This window comes from Streptomyces bungoensis (genome assembly GCF_001514215.1).
Classification (GTDB): Bacteria; Actinomycetota; Actinomycetes; order Streptomycetales; family Streptomycetaceae; genus Streptomyces; species Streptomyces bungoensis.
In genome coordinates this window covers 461,847-479,291 of sequence record NZ_KQ948853.1, presented here as the reverse complement: position 1 = coordinate 479,291, position 17,445 = coordinate 461,847, and the positions used below count along the sequence as shown (strand labels likewise).

Here is a 17,445-nt window from a genome sequence, read left to right as displayed (position 1 = left end):
CCCGGGGCTACTCCGTCGCGATCGCGTTCAGCACGTTCATCCGGCCCGCCCGGAACGCCGGGATCAGGGCGGCGAACAGGCCCACGAAGGCCGAGGCGACGAAGACACCGATGATCGTCGGCCAGGGGATGTCCAGGACGTCGAAGCCGCTGAGGGCGAGGAGCCGCTGGGCGGTCGCGCCCCAGCCCATGCCGAGGCCGAGGCCCAGCAGGGCGCCGAAGACGGCGATCACCACGGACTCCAGGCGGATCATGCGGCGCAGCTGGCGGCGGGAGAGGCCGATGGCCCGCATGAGGCCGATCTCCCGGGTCCGCTCGACCACCGACAGGGCCAGGGTGTTCACCACGCCCAGGACCGCGACGATGATCGCCAGGGCCAGCAGGCCGTAGATCATGTTCAGCAGCTGGCCGATCTGGTCCTTCAGCGCCTGCTTGTAGTCGGTCTGGTCGCGCACGGTGTACTGCGGGTACTTGTGCAGGGCCGACTTGAGCGCCTTGTACGCGGTGTCCTGCTGCCCGTCCCTGGCGCTGGCGAAGACGATCTGGTCGAGGGGCATCTTGCCGGCCGGCACGTACTTGGCGAGCGTGGCGATGGAGGTGTACTTGGCGCCCTGGTCGATCACCTCGTCGCTGCTGGTGATCGCGCGGACCGTCAGGTGGGCGGTGGCGCCGTCCCGGAACGCCACGGTGATCTTCGAGCCGAGGTGGATGCCGTGGGCCTTGGCGAACTTCTCGTGCACGGACATCGAGTCGGGCAGGTAGGCGTCCAACAGGTCGCCGGCGACGGTCTTCTTGCGCAGGTCGGTGGCGTAGCTCGGGTCGGCCGCCGTGATGTCGGTGTCCTTGAGCGTCTTGCCGTCGGGGGTGGTGAAGTCGGCGACGGTGGGCCGGTACTCGGTGACCCGCGCCAGGCCCGGGGTGTCCTTGACGGCCCGCACCGCCTGCGGGGTGATGACCTCGCCGCGGTCGCTCATGACGATGAAGTCCGTGCCGACGGTCTTGTCGAGCTGGTCGGTGGCGGAGGCCACCATGGAGGAGCCGACCACGGACAGGCAGGCCACCAGGGCGAGGCCGATCATCAGGGCGGCGCCGGTGGCTCCGGTGCGGCGCGGGTTGCGCAGCGCGTTGCGCTCGGCCATGCGGCCCACGGGGCCGAAGACCCGCAGCAGGACCGCGCCGAGGACGCGGACCAGGCCGCCGGCCAGCAGCGGGCCGATGACGACGAAGCCGATCAGGGTCAGCACCACGCCGAGTCCGAGCAGGGAGGAGCCGGCCTTGGCCTTGTCGGCGGTGGCGGCGGCGAACAGGCTCGCGCCGCCGGCGCCGGTGAGGACGAGGCCGACGACGGCCCGCACGACTCCCGCGCGAGCGTCGGCCGGGGCGTGCGCGTCGCGCAGGGCGGCCATCGGGGAGACCTTGCCGGCGCGCCGGGCGGGCAGGTAGGCCGCCAGGACGGTGACCACGACGCCCAGGAGCAGGCCGAGGACCGGAGTCGTCCAGGCGACGGTCAGGTCGTCGGTGGACAGGTGCATGCCGATCTGGCCCATGAGCTTCATCAGCCCGACCGCGATCCCGACGCCCGCGCCGACGCCGAGCACGGAGCCGATGACGCCCAGCAGCAGCGCCTCGATGAGCACGGAGCGGTTGACCTGGCGGCGGGAGGAGCCGATGGCGCGCATCAGGCCGATCTCGCGGGTGCGCTGCGCGACCAGCATCGAGAAGGTGTTGATGATGAGGAAGATGCCTACCAGGAAGGCGATCCCGGCGAAGCCGAGCATCGCGTACTTCATGACGTTCAGGAAGCTCTCGACGCTCTTCTGGTTGGCGTCGGCGACCTCCTTGGCGGTCTGCACCCGGTAGCCGCGGCCGAGTTCGGCGATCACGTTCTTCTTCAGCCGCGCGTCGGTCACGCCCTTGGCGGCGGTGACGTTGACGTCGGTGTAGACGCCGGTCCGGCCGACCAGGGTCTGCTGGGCGGTCCTGGTGTCCAGGTAGAAGATCGCCGCGCCGGGGTTGGTGACGGTGAAGGTGGCGATGCCGGACACGCGCGCGTGGTGCGTGCCGAGGGCGGTGATGACGCCGATGTCGTCACCGAGCTTCAGGTGGTGCTTCTCGGCGGTGTCGGCGTCGACCATGATCTGGCCGGAGCCGTGCGGCGCCGCACCGGAGGTGATCTTCATGGTGCGGGCGTCGTTGCCGTTCCAGCTGCCGACGATGGTCGGGGCGCCGCTGTTGGGCGAGAGCTTGTCCAGGTCGCGGTCGACGACGGTGACCGAGGTGGAGAACACCGTGCCTTCGGCCGCCTTCACCCCCTGGACCTTGCGGATCTCGCCCACCACGGAGGCCGGCAGCACGGGCGGCCGGCCCGTGCGGGAGGTCGTCTGGCCGGTGTCGGAGGAGCCCTTGGCGGTGACCTTGACGTCGGAGGAGGTGGCCTGGAACAGCTTGTCGAACGTCGTGTTCATCGTGTCCGTGAAGACGAGCGTCCCGCAGACGAAGGCCACCGACAGCAGCACGGCGACCGCCGAGAGGGCCATGCGGCCCTTGTGCGCGAAGAAGTTGCGCAGCGAGGTCTTCAGGACGGTCATGACGTGCGCCCCCGGGCGTCGAAGTCCTTCATCCGGTCCAGGACCTGCTCGGCCGTCGGCTGGTGCATCTCGTCGACGATCCGGCCGTCGGCGAGGTAGAGCACCCGGTCCGCGTACGACGCGGCCACCGGGTCGTGGGTGACCATCACGATGGTCTGGCCGAGTTCGTCCACCGAGCGGCGCAGGAAGCCCAGGATCTCCGCTCCCGCTCGCGAGTCGAGGTTTCCGGTCGGCTCGTCCCCGAAGATGATCTCCGGGCGGGCGGCGAGCGCCCGGGCCACGGCGACGCGCTGCTGCTGGCCGCCGGAGAGCTGGGTGGGCCGGTGCTTGAGCCGCCCGGCGAGCCCGACGGTCTCCACCACGCGGTCCAGCCAGGCCTTGTCCGGCTTGCGGCCGGCGATGTCCATGGGCAGCGTGATGTTCTCGATCGCGTTCAGCGTCGGCAGCAGGTTGAAGGCCTGGAAGATGAACCCGATGCGGTCGCGGCGCAGTTGGGTGAGCTTCTTGTCCTTCAGGCCGGTGATCTCGGTCTCGTCCAGGTAGATCTGCCCGCTGGTGACGGTGTCGAGGCCGGCGAGGCAGTGCATCAGCGTGGACTTGCCGGACCCGGAGGGGCCCATGATCGCGGTGAAACGCCCGCGGGCGATGTCCACGTCGACGTGGTCGAGGGCGACGACACGGGTCTCACCGGACCCGTACGCCTTGACTACCTGCCGGGCCCGCGCGGCAACGGCCGTAGGCCCTCCAGTGCCCCCGTGCCTGGGAATGGTCACAGCCGAAGTCACGGTATGTCTCCTATGTCGGTCTACACGTCGGTGGATGCGCTCCTCAGTCGCGGAGCGTCGTGCCGGCTACGCCGTCGAGTCTCGCGTGCGACCGGCGTGCCGCGCGCTGGTGCGAAGCCCCCTCTTGTGCGGGGGTAAACCCCACCCCCGCCGGTTCGGTCGGCCGCCCCCCAGCGGCGTAAAGCCAGGTTAAGGACGGCACCCGGTCCGTCTCGTCCTCCGGGGGGACGAACCCTCCCCGACCCCTGGTACGGAGGAACCCCTAGGGGACCTCCACCGCCGGGTGGAGACCTCCTCGGGGTCCGCTCCACCCCCGGGCCCGGCCAGGCTCCACCCTTCCGCCGCGTCAGGGTCAACCCGGGCCGGACGGGAGATCCGTGCAGTAAGCGCATACCGACTGGCTAGTTTGGTGAAAACCCCGCGCGGCGCCGACCCCGCGAGTAGCGTGCGTGACTCGCCCGTCACCCCCCTCCCTGCGGTCCGCCGCCACGGACCGAAGCCGCGCAAGGAGCCCGGGATGTCCTTCGACCCGCCGCACCAGCCCTCCCACCTCACCTACCCCTGGCAGCCGCCACCCCCCGAACCGCCCCACCCGCGCCGCACACCGCCCCGCGCGTCCCTCGGACACCACAGCGACCTGCGGGTGCTGCGCGGCGCCTACCGCCGCCAGCGCCGCACCGCGACCCTCACGGCGCTCGGCTACTTCACGCTCTTCCTCGTCCTGTCCGCGTGCGCGCCCGGCGTCATGACGCACACCGTCACCGACGGCATCCCCGCCGGCCTGCTGCTCGCCCTGCTCCAACTCCCCGTGACCTGGCTGGCGATCGCCCTGTACGAGCACACCGCGCGCCGCCGGGTCGACCCGCTCGCCGAGCGCATCCGCAAGGAGGCCGCACTGGACGCGCGACGGGGGGCCGCCCGATGACCGTCCCCGCCGGACCTACCGGTTTCAGCGGCTCCGCCCAGGAGATGTCCCTGGTCGCCTTCTCCGCCGTCGCCACCCTCACCCTGCTGCTGTGCGTGATGACCGGCCCGGACCGCGACGACCTCGACGAGTTCTACACCGGCTACGGCTCCCTGTCCCCGCTGCGCAACGGCCTGGCCATCGCCGGCGACTACATCTCCGCCGCCACCGTCCTCGGCACCGGCGGGGTGATCGCCCTGTGCGGCTACGACGGTGTCGTCCTCGCCCTCAGCACGGCGCTGTCGCTGCTGCTGCTGATGTTCCTGCTGGCCGAACCGCTGCGCAACGCGGGCCGGTTCACCATGGGCGACGCGCTGACCCGCCGGATGCCGGGCCGCTGGGTGCGGATCACGGCGTGCGCGGTGACCATCGCCTCGCTGCTGCCGCTGATGCTGGTCCAGCTCGCCGGCACGGGGCAGCTGATGGCGTTCATCCTCGGCTTCTCGGGCGAGTCCCTGCAGACCGGCTGCGTCGTCGGACTGGGCGCCCTGATGATCGCCTACGCGGCCATCGGCGGCATGAAGGGCACCGCCCTCATCCAGATCCTGAAGATCGTGATGCTGGTCGGCTCGGGCGCCGTGGTCGCCCTGCTGGTCCTGCACCGCTTCGACTGGGACCCGGGCGCCCTGTTCGCCGCCGCCGCCCGGCAGAGCGGGGCGGGACCCGCCTTCCTGCACTCCGGGCTGGAGTTCGGCACCGCGGGCCGGTCCCGCCTCGACATGATCGCCTCGGAACTGACCGTCGTCCTCGGCGGCGCCTGCCTGCCCCACATCACCATGCGGATGTACACCGCCTCCAGCGCCCGCCAGGTGCGCCGCTCGCTGTCCTGGGCGGTGTCGCTGGTGGCGCTGTTCGTCCTCGTCGTCACGGTGGTCGCGCTCGGCGCCACCGCCCTGGTGGGCCGCACGGCGATCACGACGGCCGACCCGCAGGGCAACACCGCCTACCTGCTGGGCTCCCGGGCGGCGTTCGGCGCCGGCGTGTCCACGGCGGAGACCTTCCTGTTCACCCTGGTCACCACCGCCATCTTCCTGACCCTGCTCGCCTCCGTGGCCGGAATGATCCTCGCCTGCGCCAACTCCCTCGCCCACGACGTCTTCGCCGCCCGCGGACGGCAGATGCCGGCCCGCCGGGAGATGACCCTGGCCCGGCTGTCGGCCCTCGCCATCGGCGTCCCGACGATCCTGCTGGCCACCCTGGTGCAGCACCACAGCCTGCAGCCGCTGGTCACCCTCTCCTTCTGCCTGGGCGCCTCCGCGATCGCCCCGGCCCTGGTGTACAGCCTCTTCTGGCGCCGCTACACCCGCCTCGGGCTCATGGCCACGCTGATCGGCGGCTCGCTGACCGTGCTGCTGCTCATGCCGGGCACCAACCTCGTCTCCGGCTCCCCCGTCTCGGCGTTCCCGGACGCCGAATTCAACTGGTTCCCGTTCACCACCACCGGCATCGTCTCCATCCCGGCCGGATTCCTCCTCGGCTGGCTCGGCACGATCGCCTCCGGCCGCCGCACGGCCGAGGAGCAGCGGCGGCAGTACGAGGCGGTGGAGGGCTGGATCCTGGCGGGGGCGGTGCGCCGGGGGAGATGAGGGCGCCCGCCCGCGGAGTGTTCACCGTCCGAAGGGGTGTCCGCCGTCCGAGGGGGCTGTGCGCCGTCCGCCCGCCCTAGTCCAAGGCGGCGCGGCCCTTCAGGGAGATGAGACTGTCGCGCACCGAGTCCATGTGCGCCTGGACGTCGTCCCAGGTCTCGCCGTGCTCCCGCAGGACCTGTTCGGTCTCCAGGGTGACGCGCTCCTCGTGCAGGCGCGCCGCGACGAGCAGCTCGGCGGCACACGCGCGTGCCTCCTCCTGGCAGCGGCGCGCCGACTCCTCGGTCTCGGCGAGCGTCCGCTCCGCCTGCGCCAGGGCGCTCTCCGCGCGCGTGACCGCCCCGGCGTACCAGGCCTCGAACGCGGCCAGCCGTTCGGTCTCCTCGCGCTCCTGCGCGGCCCAGCGCTCGGCCTGCTCCGCGGCCTGCTCGGGGAGCAGGCGGGTGGTGCGCCGCCGTACCTCGCGCAACTGGGCGAGCGCCTCACCGCGTCCGGCCTTCACCTCGCGCCGGGTGCCGACGCGGATGTCCTCGGCCTCGGCGTGCGCCGCGAGCACGCGCCGGCGGGCGTGCTCCTCGGCGTCCACGCGGAGCGCGTCCGCCGCCTCCCGCGCCTCCCGGCACACCACCAGGGCGCGCGCCTCGGCCCGCGCCACCTGCTCCTGCGTCTCGCGCCGCGCCCGTTCCCGGACCTCCGCCGCCTCCCTCAGCACCAGCTGGTACAGGCGCCGCGCCTGGTCCCCGAGGCTCTCGTACGTCTGCGGCGCGAGCGCCGCCACCTCCCCGCCGAGCCGCGCGAGCTCCGCCTCCATCTCCTTGGCCAGCACGGTCAGCCGCGCGGCACGCTCCCAGGCGGCGTCGCGCTCCTGCGACAGCACCTCGAGGAAGGCGTCGACCTGTGCGGGGCGGTAACCACGCCCCCGGACCCGCACGAGGCCGTGCGGCCTCGTCGCTGCGCTGCTCACCCTGGGAACCCCTCTCCGGCGGACCTGCACGACACGATGAGTTCGCGCACATCTTGATGGATGGGGCATAAATGGACATAACGCGACACTCCGCGGGCATGTCACGGTCGAAATCTCACGGAACGCGAACGCAACGTGCCCTCCACGCACGCGCGTGAAGGGCACGAAGGGACCCACGGCGACCCACGAGGGGTGCGGCTCCTCAGGCGGACGTCACAGCAGCCCGTCCCACATCTGCTCCAGCAGCACCGACCACCAGCTCTCCGGCGAACCGAGCGCCGCCGGGTCGAGCGAGGCCAACTGGGCCTGGAAGTCCACCGTCCAGCGGCCCGCCTGCTCCTGGTTCAGCCCGTGCCTGAGCCGCCACATCCGGCCCAGCAGCGCCAGGCACCGCGCGAACTCCGGCAGGCCGGTGTTCACGAACTGCGGCGGCACCGGCCCACCGCCCGGGCCCGCCTCCACGGGCACCGCGACGATGTTCGCCGTCCCGTACTGCACACAGACCGCCTTGCCGAAGTCCGTCCCCATCACGAGGTACGACCCCGCGTCCGGGGCCGGCTGCACCCCGCGCTCGGCCGCCAGCTCCGCCAGCGTCGGCACCGGACGACCCGGCTGGGCCTGCGCCCAGAAGAACGGGCCCAGATCCACCGGCAGCCCGGCCACCACCAGCGTGTGCGCCACGATCGGCGGGACACCCTGCCGCGACACCGCCTGCTGCTCGAACCGGAACACCCCCGGCCCGAACACCGACGCCAGCTCCTGCCCGATCGCCTCCGGCGGAACCGGCGGCGCCGCCTGCACCGGCGGCAACGGCGCCCGCACCGGCGCCGGCCGCGCGGGACCGTCCGCCACCTGGTGCAACTCGCCCTGGTGCGCCAGCAACTGGCGCATGCCCTGCTGCCGGCTCGCGTGATCCGTGCCGTACGGCGCGATGGACGTGATCCGCGCCTGCGGCCACTGCTCCCGGATCATCCGCGCGCAGTACGCCCCCGGCAGCTCGCACGACTCCAGCTCCGTGTGCAGCTCCAGCACCTGGTCCGGCGGCACGTTCATCGCCCGCAGCTCGTGGAAGATCTGCCACTCCGGGTGCGGCGTGCCCGGCGCCGAACGCCGGATCAGCTGCTGCTCCGAACCGTCCTGCGCGCGGTAGCGCAGCACGGCCTGGTACCCCGGACCCACCGTCGGCTGCCCCTGCTGCGGATACCCGTACGCAGGAGGCTGCCCCGGCACCGGCGCACCCGGCGGCGGCATCACACCGGGCGGCGGCATCGCACCCGGCGCAGGCACCGCACCGGGCGGCACGGGCTGCGGAGCACCCGGGACACCCGGAGCGCCGGGCGGCATGCCGGGCGCTGGCGGCGGAGGCGCACCCGGGCCGGCCACGGGCGGCGCGGCCAGCACGGTCTCCGCGTGGTGCACGCCACCGGAGCCACCGCCCGGCACACCCGGGACCCCCGGCGGCTGCGGGGCACCCGGGCCCGCGGGCGGCTGCGGCGCGCCGGGCACGGGCGGCATGCCCGGGGCACCCTGCGCGAACGGAGCGCCGGGAGCCCCGGGAGGCTGCGGCGCCTGCTGACCCGGATCGGCGAACATGGTGGCCGCGTGGTGGAACGCGTTGCCCGGCGGCGTGCCACCGGGCACGCCCGGCGCGGCGGGCGGCCGGGGCGCACCCGGTGCGCCCGGACCGCCGGTCCCCTCCGGCCCCTCGGGGCCGAGCGACGACACCAGCTGCGTCGGCACGTACCCGCCCGGAGGCGTCCCCGGCGCGGGCGGGCCCGCCGGACGGGCGCCCGGCACCCCCGGAGCACCCGGCGGCGGAGGCGGAGGCGGCGCACCCAGCCCACCGCGCCCCTTGCGCGGCGGCGGCGCGGCCTTGCTCGTCGCGGCGTCCGCGATGTCCGCGGCGTTCGGCGCCGGCGACCGCCCCGAAGCGGCCGGCCCGGCCGGAGGCTGCGGCGCGTGCGGGGCCACGGGCGCACCCGGGGCCTGCGGGTAGCCGTACGAGGGCACGCCCGGCGGGGGCGTGCCCGGAACGGCCGGAGGCGGCGCCGGATAGCCGTACGACGGCGCACCCGACGGCGGCGGAGGAGGAGCCGTACCGCCCTGCGGGGTGTCCAGCGCCGGAGCGACCGCCGTGGGCGGCAGCTGACTGCCACCCGACATCAGCGCCGTCTTCGCGTCCGCCGCCGCCGGCGGCCGCGGCGGGACACCGTCCCGATCGCTCAACGGCGGCGCGAACACCGTCTCGGGCAACGGCACCGAACGATCCTCACCGGCATCGGCGTTGGTGTCCGTACCGGCCCACGGCGTGGCCCCGGCGGGCACCTCCGGCGCACCCGGCACCCGGTCCCGCGGCTCCTCGCCGGCCCCGGCGTCCGCCCCCACCGGCACCCCGGCCTGCGTCCGCGCGAGCCCACCGGAAACGGCGACACCCGCACCCGACCCGGCACCCGCATCGGCAGCCCCGGCAGCCGGCCACGACGCACCGCTCCCGGCGCCACCGGCCGCCGGCACCCCCGCCTGCGCAGCGACACCCGCACCCGGCCCGGCACCCGCATCGGCAGCCCCGGCAGCCGGCCACGACGCACCACTCCCCGGCCCGCCGGCGCCATCGGCCGGCGCCCCCGCAAACCCACCGGCAGCGGCGACACCCGCACCAGCACCCGCGTCCGCGGCCCCCGGCCGCCGATCCGGAATACCCAGCTTGTCCGCCGCCTCCTGCAACCACTCCGGCGGACTCAGCAGGAACGACGTCTGGTTCAGATCCACCCGCGCCGCGGCCGGCACCGGCACCGCGTCCTCGACCTCGTCACCGCGCCCGTACTCCTCCTCGTACCGGCGGATCACCTCACCCACCGGCAGCGCCGGCCACAGCGTCGCCTCACCGCTGTCCCGGGCGATGACCAGCCGCTGCCCACCCGCGTCCGAACGCGGACCCTCGGCACGGTCCTCACCCCACACCACGAAACCCAGCTCGAACTCCCGCACCCGCACCTCACGGTGCTGGTACGCCGGGACGTCCCCGTTGATCCACTCCTCGGCGCGCTCCTGCGCCTGCGCGAAGGTCACCATCGCCCGCAGCTCACTCCCCCACCGCACCGGAAGACACCGGGACGGGGCGCGCGAAACCACCGTCCACCATCAGATTCGCCACCGTCTCCAACTCCGGCGGACTGCCCGCCAGACGCGACAGGAACACGTCGAAGTCCTCACCGCACGGCAGCAGCAACCGCTCCACCCGCTCCGCCGGGGACCAGCCGGGATCCACGTCCCGCACATCGTCGTACGCGCAGAACCACACCGAACCGGCCCGCTCACCGCGCACCTTCACCGCGAGCAGACCCCCCTGCACGAAACCGACGCCCAGGTAGTCCTTCGTCAGATGGTCGCGCAGACACTTGTTCACGTACACCAGGTCGTTGACCGCCGCCTCGTCCCGCACCGTGAAGAACGGCTGGTCCAGCAGCAACCCCAACTCGGCGTCCAGCGCCGTACCCACCGGCGCACACCCGCCCGCCGCCTTCAGGAACGAGCGGTACGCACCCGGCAACCGGTACCCCAGGTCCTCCTCGACCCCCTGCACCTGCGCCTCCGACACCGCCACACCCGACTTCGGCAGCCCGAAGTGCGCCGGACGTGTCTCCTGCAACGGCCGCGTCCCCCGCTTGCCCTGGTCCACCCGGGCCGTCGCCACCCCACCGTGGTGCCGCAGCAACGCCTTCACCTCGACCGGAACCAGCTCCAGCCGCCGCGACCCCACCACGTGATGCCACGTCCACCCGTGCGGCGTCGCCACATCCGGCACCGTGTCCCACAACTCGTGCCCCGACGCCGCCAAAGCCGCGTTCGCCGACACGTAGTCCGTCAGCCGCAACTCGTCGACCCCGAAACCCTCCGGCGGCTCGGCGATCTCCGCCGCCGCACGCGCATAGGGTGAGAAATCCGGGTAACCACCCTCGTCGACCCGTACCCCTCTCGGGTGACGTGCCGCCCGGACCGGATCCGGGAAATGCACGACCTGCCCGGCATAGGCCGCGTTCGGCGGCGCGGCTTGCTGCCCGAGCCGACCTGTCGTCATGGCGGTTGCCCCCTGCGGCGTCATCTCTGGCCTGTACGGCGCTGTCGATCGCGGATGCCGACAGCCTATGCGGTACACGCACCCCGGTCACCGGCCCGCCGTCCCAGCCGCCCCGACCCGCCCCCGCCTCCGTGACCAGCCGTCACCCCACCGTCACCACCCAACCCGCCCCTGGCGTGTCGCGGCGCCCCAGCTTCCCGACCGGCCACGGCATTTGGCACTCTGTGTCCCTCCGGGGGATGCAACAGGAGGGGAAGACGAGCATGAACGACACACTGCGGACCGGAGGTTCCGACGTGCGGTCCGGCGACCCCCGCATCGGGTGGAGCGGCCCCGGCGCACCCCCCGCCCCCACCCTCCAGCACCGCCGCGACGGCATCCTGCCCACCGTCGCCGCCGCCCTCTCCGTCCGCGGCGCCACCCTCACCGGCACCGCCGCCCGCGGCGACCAGCCCCCGCCCCTGCACCCCCTCGTCCAGGACTTCCTCGACACCCTCACCAGCGCCCAACGCGACCGCTTCACCGGCCGCTGCGCCGAGACGATCCTCATCTCACGCCACCTCACCGCCGCCGACGCCGCCCGCAGCAAACGCGCCGCCCGCAAACCCATGACCAACGGCGAAGCACGCAGAGCCCTCAAGCAGGCCAAACTCACCGCCCGCCGCATACGCGAGGACGGCGACCCCCTCCACGGCAGCTTCGCCACCCCCTGCCGCGCCTGCACCGCGCTCAGCGCCCACTTCGGCGTCCGCATCGTCGACCCCGCCGGCACCTGACCCACGAACCACCCCGCGCGAGCCGGCACCCGGCCGTACAGAACCCACCACCCCGCACCACGATCGAAGGGCCGATGCACCCCGACCGCACCTCCCCCAGTCTCGGCTCCGCTCGACCGGGGGGACCCTCAACCCGCTTCCCCGTACCCGTCGACGCCGCCCTGCGCGCCGCCGGCTGGCAACCCGGACGCTGGGACATAAAACAAGCGGAGATCTGGGCCGACACCCTGCGCGACCACACCTCACCCGCCGGACACCGGCACAGCGTCTTCCCCGCCGCCGTCGAAGCCTGGGCCGAATTCGGCGGCCTGCGCATCACCCCCACCGGCCCCGGCCGCCAAGTAGCCCCCGCCGTCCTGCACCTCGACCCCCTGCACGGCCTCCACAGCGCCCGCACCCTCGGCGACCTCGGCCGCGCCCTCGCCACCGAGGTCAGCCCCCTCGGCGAGGAGACCGACACCGGCGCCCTCCTCGCCATCGACGCCGAAGGCCGCGTCTACACCCTCGACCACACCGGCGACTGGTACGTCGGCCCCGACATCGACCACGCCCTGTCCACCCTCGTCGCCGGCACCGCCCCCGTACGCCTCACCACCGGCTGACCCCCGACGCCCCCCGCGTCACACCGCCGGAATCACCGCCGACACCCGGAAACCCCCCGCGTCCGTCGGCCCCGACACGAACACCCCGCCCAGCGCCAGCACCCGCTCCCGCATCCCCACCAGGCCGTTGCCACCCGACGGCAACCGCGCCGCCGACGCCGACCCCGGCTCCGGGGGCGGCTCGTTCTCCACCTGCATCGCGATCTCCGCCCCCCGGTGCGCCAGCCGCACGTACGTCTTCGCACCCGCCGCATGCTTGTGGACGTTCGTCAACGCCTCCTGCACCACCCGGTACGCCGTCTGCTCCACCTCACGCGCGTACGACCGCACGTCCCCCTCGACCGACAGATCCACCACCATGCCCGCCGCCGCCGACTGCCCGACCAGCTCCTCCAGCTCCTCCAGACACGGCCCCTCCACCTCCTCCGCGACCCGCGCCGCGGCCTCCGCCGCCGCCACCCCCATCGCCGCCAGCGACACCGACGCCGCACGCCGGCCCGCGTCCTCCCCCGCCCGCAGCACCCCGAGCATCTCCCGCAACTCGGTCAGCGCCTGCCGCCCCATGTCCCCCACCAGCGCGGCGTTCCGCACCGCCTTCTCCGGATCCTTCCGCGCCACCGCCTGCAACGCCGCCGCGTGCACCACCATCAGACTCACCCGGTGCGCCACCACGTCGTGCATCTCCCGGGCGATCCGCGTCCGCTCCTCGTTGCGCGCCCACTCCGCCCGCTCCTCCGCCCGCTCCGCGAGCAGCTGAAGCTCCCGCTCCAGCGAGTCGGCCCGCTCCCGCAAGCTCTCCATCAGCCGGCGCCGCGCCCCCACGTACAGCCCCAGCAGCACCGGCGGCGCCGTCAGCCCGAGCGAGGTCGTGATCGAGGCGAACGGCACGAACCAGTCGCCGAGGGTCAGATCACCCCGCGCCATGTCCTGCCGCACCCGCACGAACGTCACGATCATCGTGCCCAGCAGACTCATCCCCGCCAGCGCCACGACGATCCGCCGCGGCACCTCGCACGCGGCCAGCGTGTACAGGCCGACGATGCCCATCAGGAAACCCATCTGGGCCGGCGTGATCGCGATCGCGACCAGCACGACGGCGATCGGCCACTTCCGCCGCACCAGCAGCACGGAACCGGCGACCAGCCCGAACACGATCCCCACCGGCAGCGGGATCCCCGCGTCCCGCGCGAACGGAATCCCCTCGGCACCGCACTCCACCGCCGACACCAGCGCGAGACTCCCGTCGAGCACCGCACTGCGCCACCTGGCCCACCACCAGGGGCCGGTCAGGGCCCTGGCGTGCTCTTCCCCCGTCGTGGTCATGCCTCCAGCCTACGGGCGGGGGCGCGGCCATTTCCGGTGACTTTCGCCTACCGGCGGTGTGCACATCCCGTGACGGCCCGACCTCGAAACTCCCCCATATCCATCGAACTGCTGAACGTGGGCCGTTCGACTGCGGAATGGGGCATTCCGTCCGGACGGTATGCGGTATGACACACGCACCGAGCAAATACGCCGACTTCGAGGTACTGCGCGAGAGGGCGGCCGCCTTACGGCGGGCGGGGCTCAGCCGGCGGCAGATCCGCGACCGACTGCACGTCGACAACAACGACATCCTCAACCGACTGCTGGAGGGCGAGCCGCCTCCCGAGTGGACCAAGCGCCCGAACGCGAAGGACGACCTGAGGGAGAGGGCGCGGGAGCTACGGCTCCAGGGCTGGACGTACGACCGGATCCAGGTGGAGCTGGGGTGTTCGAAGAGCTCGATCTCGTTGTGGGTGCGGGATCTGCCGCGGCCGGAGCGACGTGACCCGTCGGAGCAGGCAAAGCTCGCGGCCCGGAAGCGGTGGGAGCATGAACCGGCTGTGCGTGACGAGGAGCGGCAGAGGACGAAAGCGGCGGCCGCAAGCGAGATCGGCTCGATGACCGGGCGCGAGCTCTTCGTGACGGGCGTCGCCCTCTACTGGGCCGAGGGAGCCAAGGACAAGCCGTACGCCCGGCGCGAGAAGTTGCAGTTCGTCAACAGCGACCCCGGAGTGATCCGGATCTACCTCGCCTGGCTGGACCTGCTTGGCGTCGAGCGCGAACGGCTCCGGTACCGGCTCATGATCCACGAGACGGGCGATGTCGAGGGCACCCAGCAGTATTGGGCCGACCTCATCGGCGTGGATGTCTCCGTGTTCCAACGGACGACCATCAAGAAGCACAACCCCAAGACGGTCCGCAAGAACGTGGGTGAGAACTACCGGGGGTGTCTCGTGGTCACTGTTCTGCAGGGTGCAGAGCTGTACCGTCGCATCGAGGGCTGGTGGTACGGCATAGTAGGTGCTGCTTCCGCGACCGATAAAAAGAATCGGACATAGCGGATTTAGGATCCCGGATCGTCTAACGGTAGGACAAACGGTTTTGGTCCGTTGAATGAGGGTTCGATTCCTTCTCCGGGAGCCTTGAGAACAGCGGGCCCTGACTGCACTGTCAGGGCCCGCACTCGTACCCCCCGAAATTCACCCCGGTATCCTGCGGCTGTCACCCCCACCCATCCAGAGCCGAAGGGCAACCCCGTGAGCGCCATTCGCCCGGCAGCCGTCGTCGTTCTCGCAGCGGGTGAGGGCACCCGTATGAAGTCGGCCACACCGAAGGTCCTGCACCAGATCTGCGGCCGTTCCCTCGTCGGGCACGTGCTCGCCGCCTCCCGTGAGCTGGAGCCGGAGCACCTGGTCGTCGTCGTGGGCCACGCCCGGGAGCAGGTCGCCGGGCACCTGGGCGAGATCGACCCCGCCGCCCGCACCGCCGTGCAGGAGCAGCAGAACGGCACGGGGCACGCCGTGCGGATGGGCCTGGAGGAGCTGGGCGGTTCGGTCGACGGGACCGTCGTGGTGGTGTGCGGGGACACGCCCCTGCTGACCGGCGAGACCCTGAAGCGGCTCGCGGCCACGCACGAGAGCGACGGCAACGCGGTCACCGTGCTGACCGCCGAGGTGCCGGACGCCACCGGGTACGGCCGTATCGTGCGCGACGAGGCGACCGGTGCCGTGACGGCGATCGTGGAGCACAAGGACGCGACGGACGCGCAGCGGGCGATCCGGGAGATCAACAGCGGGGTGTTCGCGTTCGACGGGGCGCTGCTGGCCGATGCGCTGAAGAAGGTGCGGACGGACAACAGTCAGGGTGAGGAGTACCTGACGGACGTGCTGGGGATCCTGCGGGAGGCGGGGCACCGGGTGGGTGCGTCGGTGGCCGCGGATCACCGGGAGATCGCCGGGATCAACAACCGGGTCCAGCTGGCGGAGGCCCGTCGGATCCTGAACGACCGCTTGCTGGTGCGGGCGATGCTGGACGGGGTGACGGTGGTGGATCCGGCGTCGACGTGGGTGGACGTGACGGTCACCTTCGGGCAGGACGCGATCGTGCATCCGAACACGCAGCTGACGGGGTCGACGCATGTCGCCGAGGGTGCGGAGGTCGGTCCGAACAGCCGGCTGAACGACACCCGGGTGGGTGCGGGGGCGCGGGTGGACAACACGGTGTCGGACGGTGCGCGGATCGGTGAGCGGGCGTCGGTGGGGCCGTACGCGTATCTGCGGCCCGGTACGCGGCTGGGGACGAAGGCCAAGATCGGTACGTACGTGGAGACGAAGAACTCGTCGATCGGTGAGGGGACGAAGGTTCCGCACCTGTCGTACGTGGGGGATGCGACGATCGGTGACTTCACGAACATCGGTGCGGCGAGTGTGTTCGTGAACTACGACGGTGAGAGCAAGCACCACACGACCGTCGGGTCGCACTGCAAGACGGGTTCGGACAACATGTTTGTGGCTCCTGTCACGGTCGGGGACGGTGCTTACACCGCTGCCGGGTCCGTGATCACGAAGGACGTGCCGCCCGGTTCGCTGGCCGTGGCCCGAGGCCAGCAGCGGAATATCGAGGGCTGGGTGGCCCGTAAGCGTCCTGGGAGCGCGGCCGCGAAGGCGGCTGAGGCCGCGTCCCGGCAGGGGACGGGCGAGGACTGACCGGAAACGGGTCCGCCAAACACGGCGTACCGTGATAAGTGCACATCCGCACGAGTGCATACCCGCTGCTGAGACACCTCTGAGGAGACAGTGCTGTGACCGGGATCAAGACGACCGGCGAGAAGAAGATGATGTTCTTCTCCGGCCGCGCCCACCCCGAGCTTGCCGAGGAGGTCGCCGAGCAGCTGGGTGTCGGGGTCGTCCCGACGAAGGCCTTCGACTTCGCCAACGGTGAGATCTACGTCCGTTACCAGGAGTCGGCGCGTGGGGCGGACTGCTTCCTGATCCAGAGCCACACGGCTCCGATCAACAAGTGGATCATGGAGCAGCTGATCATGATCGACGCGCTGAAGCGTGCGTCGGCTCGTTCCATCACCGTGATCGTGCCGTTCTACGGTTACGCGCGGCAGGACAAGAAGCACCGGGGTCGTGAACCGATCTCGGCGCGTCTGATCGCGGATCTGATGAAGACGGCGGGGGCTGACCGGATCCTGACCGTGGATCTGCACACGGATCAGATCCAGGGCTTCTTCGACGGTCCGGTGGACCATCTGTTCGCGCTGCCGCTGCTGGCGGACTACGTGGGGCGGAAGGTGGACCGGTCGAAGCTGACGGTGGTGTCGCCGGACGCGGGCCGGGTGCGGGTGGCGGACCGGTGGTGCGACCGGCTGGGTGCGCCGCTGGCGATCGTGCACAAGCGGCGTGACAAGGACGTGGCGAACCAGGTGACCGTCCACGAGGTCGTGGGTGAGGTCGAGGGCCGCGTGTGCGTGCTGGTGGACGACATGATCGACACCGGTGGGACGATCTGTGCGGCTGCGGACGCGTTGTTCGCGCACGGTGCGGAGGACGTGATCGTCACGGCCACGCACGGTGTGCTGTCGGGTCCTGCGGCGGACCGGCTGAAGAACTCGCGGGTGAGTGAGTTCGTGTTCACGAACACGCTGCCGACGCCGGCGGAGCTGGGCCGGGATCTGGACAAGATCACGGTGCTGTCGATCGCTCCGACGATCGCGAGCGCGGTGCGTGAGGTGTTCGAGGACGGGTCTGTGACCAGCCTCTTCGACGAGCAGTGAGGTTTCTGCACAGCTCT

Annotated in this window: 13 protein-coding genes and 1 tRNA gene; 8 read left to right on the top strand and 6 right to left on the bottom strand. The window is 72.1% G+C overall.

What is annotated here, in order from left to right:
* Positions 1-7 precede the first annotated feature (7 nt).
* On the bottom strand, positions 8-2,587 hold the full coding sequence (locus AQJ66_RS09755) for an ABC transporter permease (RefSeq protein WP_061919168.1): 2,580 nt from the start codon (positions 2,585-2,587) through the stop codon (positions 8-10).
* The gene (locus AQJ66_RS09750) at positions 2,584-3,372 is read right to left on the bottom strand and encodes an ABC transporter ATP-binding protein (protein ID WP_061919166.1); all 789 of its coding nucleotides are present in this window, start codon (positions 3,370-3,372) and stop codon (positions 2,584-2,586) included. Before AQJ66_RS09750 ends, AQJ66_RS09755 begins: the two co-directional genes overlap by 4 nt.
* A gap of 517 nt (positions 3,373-3,889) precedes the next feature.
* Here AQJ66_RS09750 and AQJ66_RS09745 point away from each other — a divergent pair.
* Complete coding sequence (locus AQJ66_RS09745; protein WP_061919164.1) at positions 3,890-4,297, top strand: DUF485 domain-containing protein; 408 nt, start codon at positions 3,890-3,892, stop codon at positions 4,295-4,297.
* Positions 4,294-5,922, top strand: a complete 1,629-nt coding sequence (locus AQJ66_RS09740) for a sodium/solute symporter (RefSeq protein WP_061919162.1) — start codon at positions 4,294-4,296, stop codon at positions 5,920-5,922. Before AQJ66_RS09745 ends, AQJ66_RS09740 begins: the two co-directional genes overlap by 4 nt.
* Before the next feature lie 76 nt (positions 5,923-5,998).
* Here the strand turns inward: AQJ66_RS09740 and AQJ66_RS09735 are convergent, their stop codons facing one another.
* The 3 genes from AQJ66_RS09735 to AQJ66_RS09725 form a co-directional block, all read right to left on the bottom strand.
* Positions 5,999-6,886, bottom strand: coding sequence for a DivIVA domain-containing protein (locus tag AQJ66_RS09735; RefSeq protein WP_061919160.1), 888 nt, complete (start codon positions 6,884-6,886; stop codon positions 5,999-6,001).
* Between the two features lie 213 nt (positions 6,887-7,099).
* A complete protein-coding gene (locus AQJ66_RS09730; RefSeq protein ID WP_061919158.1) occupies positions 7,100-9,958 on the bottom strand; it encodes an SUKH-4 family immunity protein in 2,859 nt (952 codons plus the stop codon).
* 10 nt (positions 9,959-9,968) lie between these two features.
* Positions 9,969-10,964 (bottom strand): SMI1/KNR4 family protein, encoded by a 996-nt coding sequence (locus tag AQJ66_RS09725; protein WP_061919156.1) that lies wholly within the window; start codon positions 10,962-10,964, stop codon positions 9,969-9,971.
* A 263-nt stretch (positions 10,965-11,227) separates the two neighbouring features.
* On the opposite strand from AQJ66_RS09725, the gene AQJ66_RS09720 reads away from it, so the two are divergent.
* Entirely contained in the window at positions 11,228-11,740 is a 513-nt protein-coding gene (locus tag AQJ66_RS09720; RefSeq protein ID WP_061919153.1) for a YwqJ-related putative deaminase, read from the top strand.
* Between the two features lie 74 nt (positions 11,741-11,814).
* The gene (locus tag AQJ66_RS09715) at positions 11,815-12,342 is read left to right on the top strand and encodes an SUKH-3 domain-containing protein (protein WP_061919151.1); all 528 of its coding nucleotides are present in this window, start codon (positions 11,815-11,817) and stop codon (positions 12,340-12,342) included.
* Positions 12,343-12,360: 18 nt separating this feature from the next.
* On the opposite strand, the gene AQJ66_RS09710 is transcribed toward AQJ66_RS09715, so the two are convergent.
* Positions 12,361-13,665, bottom strand: coding sequence for a sensor histidine kinase (locus AQJ66_RS09710; protein WP_061919149.1), 1,305 nt, complete (start codon positions 13,663-13,665; stop codon positions 12,361-12,363).
* 167 nt (positions 13,666-13,832) lie between these two features.
* Here AQJ66_RS09710 and AQJ66_RS09705 point away from each other — a divergent pair, with 167 nt between their 5' ends.
* The 4 genes from AQJ66_RS09705 (at position 13,833) to AQJ66_RS09690 (ending at position 17,428) form a co-directional block, all read left to right on the top strand.
* Positions 13,833-14,705, top strand: coding sequence for a hypothetical protein (locus tag AQJ66_RS09705; RefSeq protein ID WP_061919147.1), 873 nt, complete (start codon positions 13,833-13,835; stop codon positions 14,703-14,705).
* 11 nt (positions 14,706-14,716) lie between these two features.
* A tRNA-Gln gene (locus AQJ66_RS09700) sits at positions 14,717-14,787 on the top strand.
* A 116-nt stretch (positions 14,788-14,903) separates the two neighbouring features.
* On the top strand, positions 14,904-16,352 hold the full coding sequence (gene glmU / locus AQJ66_RS09695) for a bifunctional UDP-N-acetylglucosamine diphosphorylase/glucosamine-1-phosphate N-acetyltransferase GlmU (RefSeq protein ID WP_079060154.1): 1,449 nt from the start codon (positions 14,904-14,906) through the stop codon (positions 16,350-16,352).
* A gap of 95 nt (positions 16,353-16,447) precedes the next feature.
* Entirely contained in the window at positions 16,448-17,428 is a 981-nt protein-coding gene (locus AQJ66_RS09690) for a ribose-phosphate diphosphokinase (RefSeq protein WP_061919143.1), read from the top strand.
* The last annotated feature ends 17 nt before the right edge of the window (positions 17,429-17,445 follow it).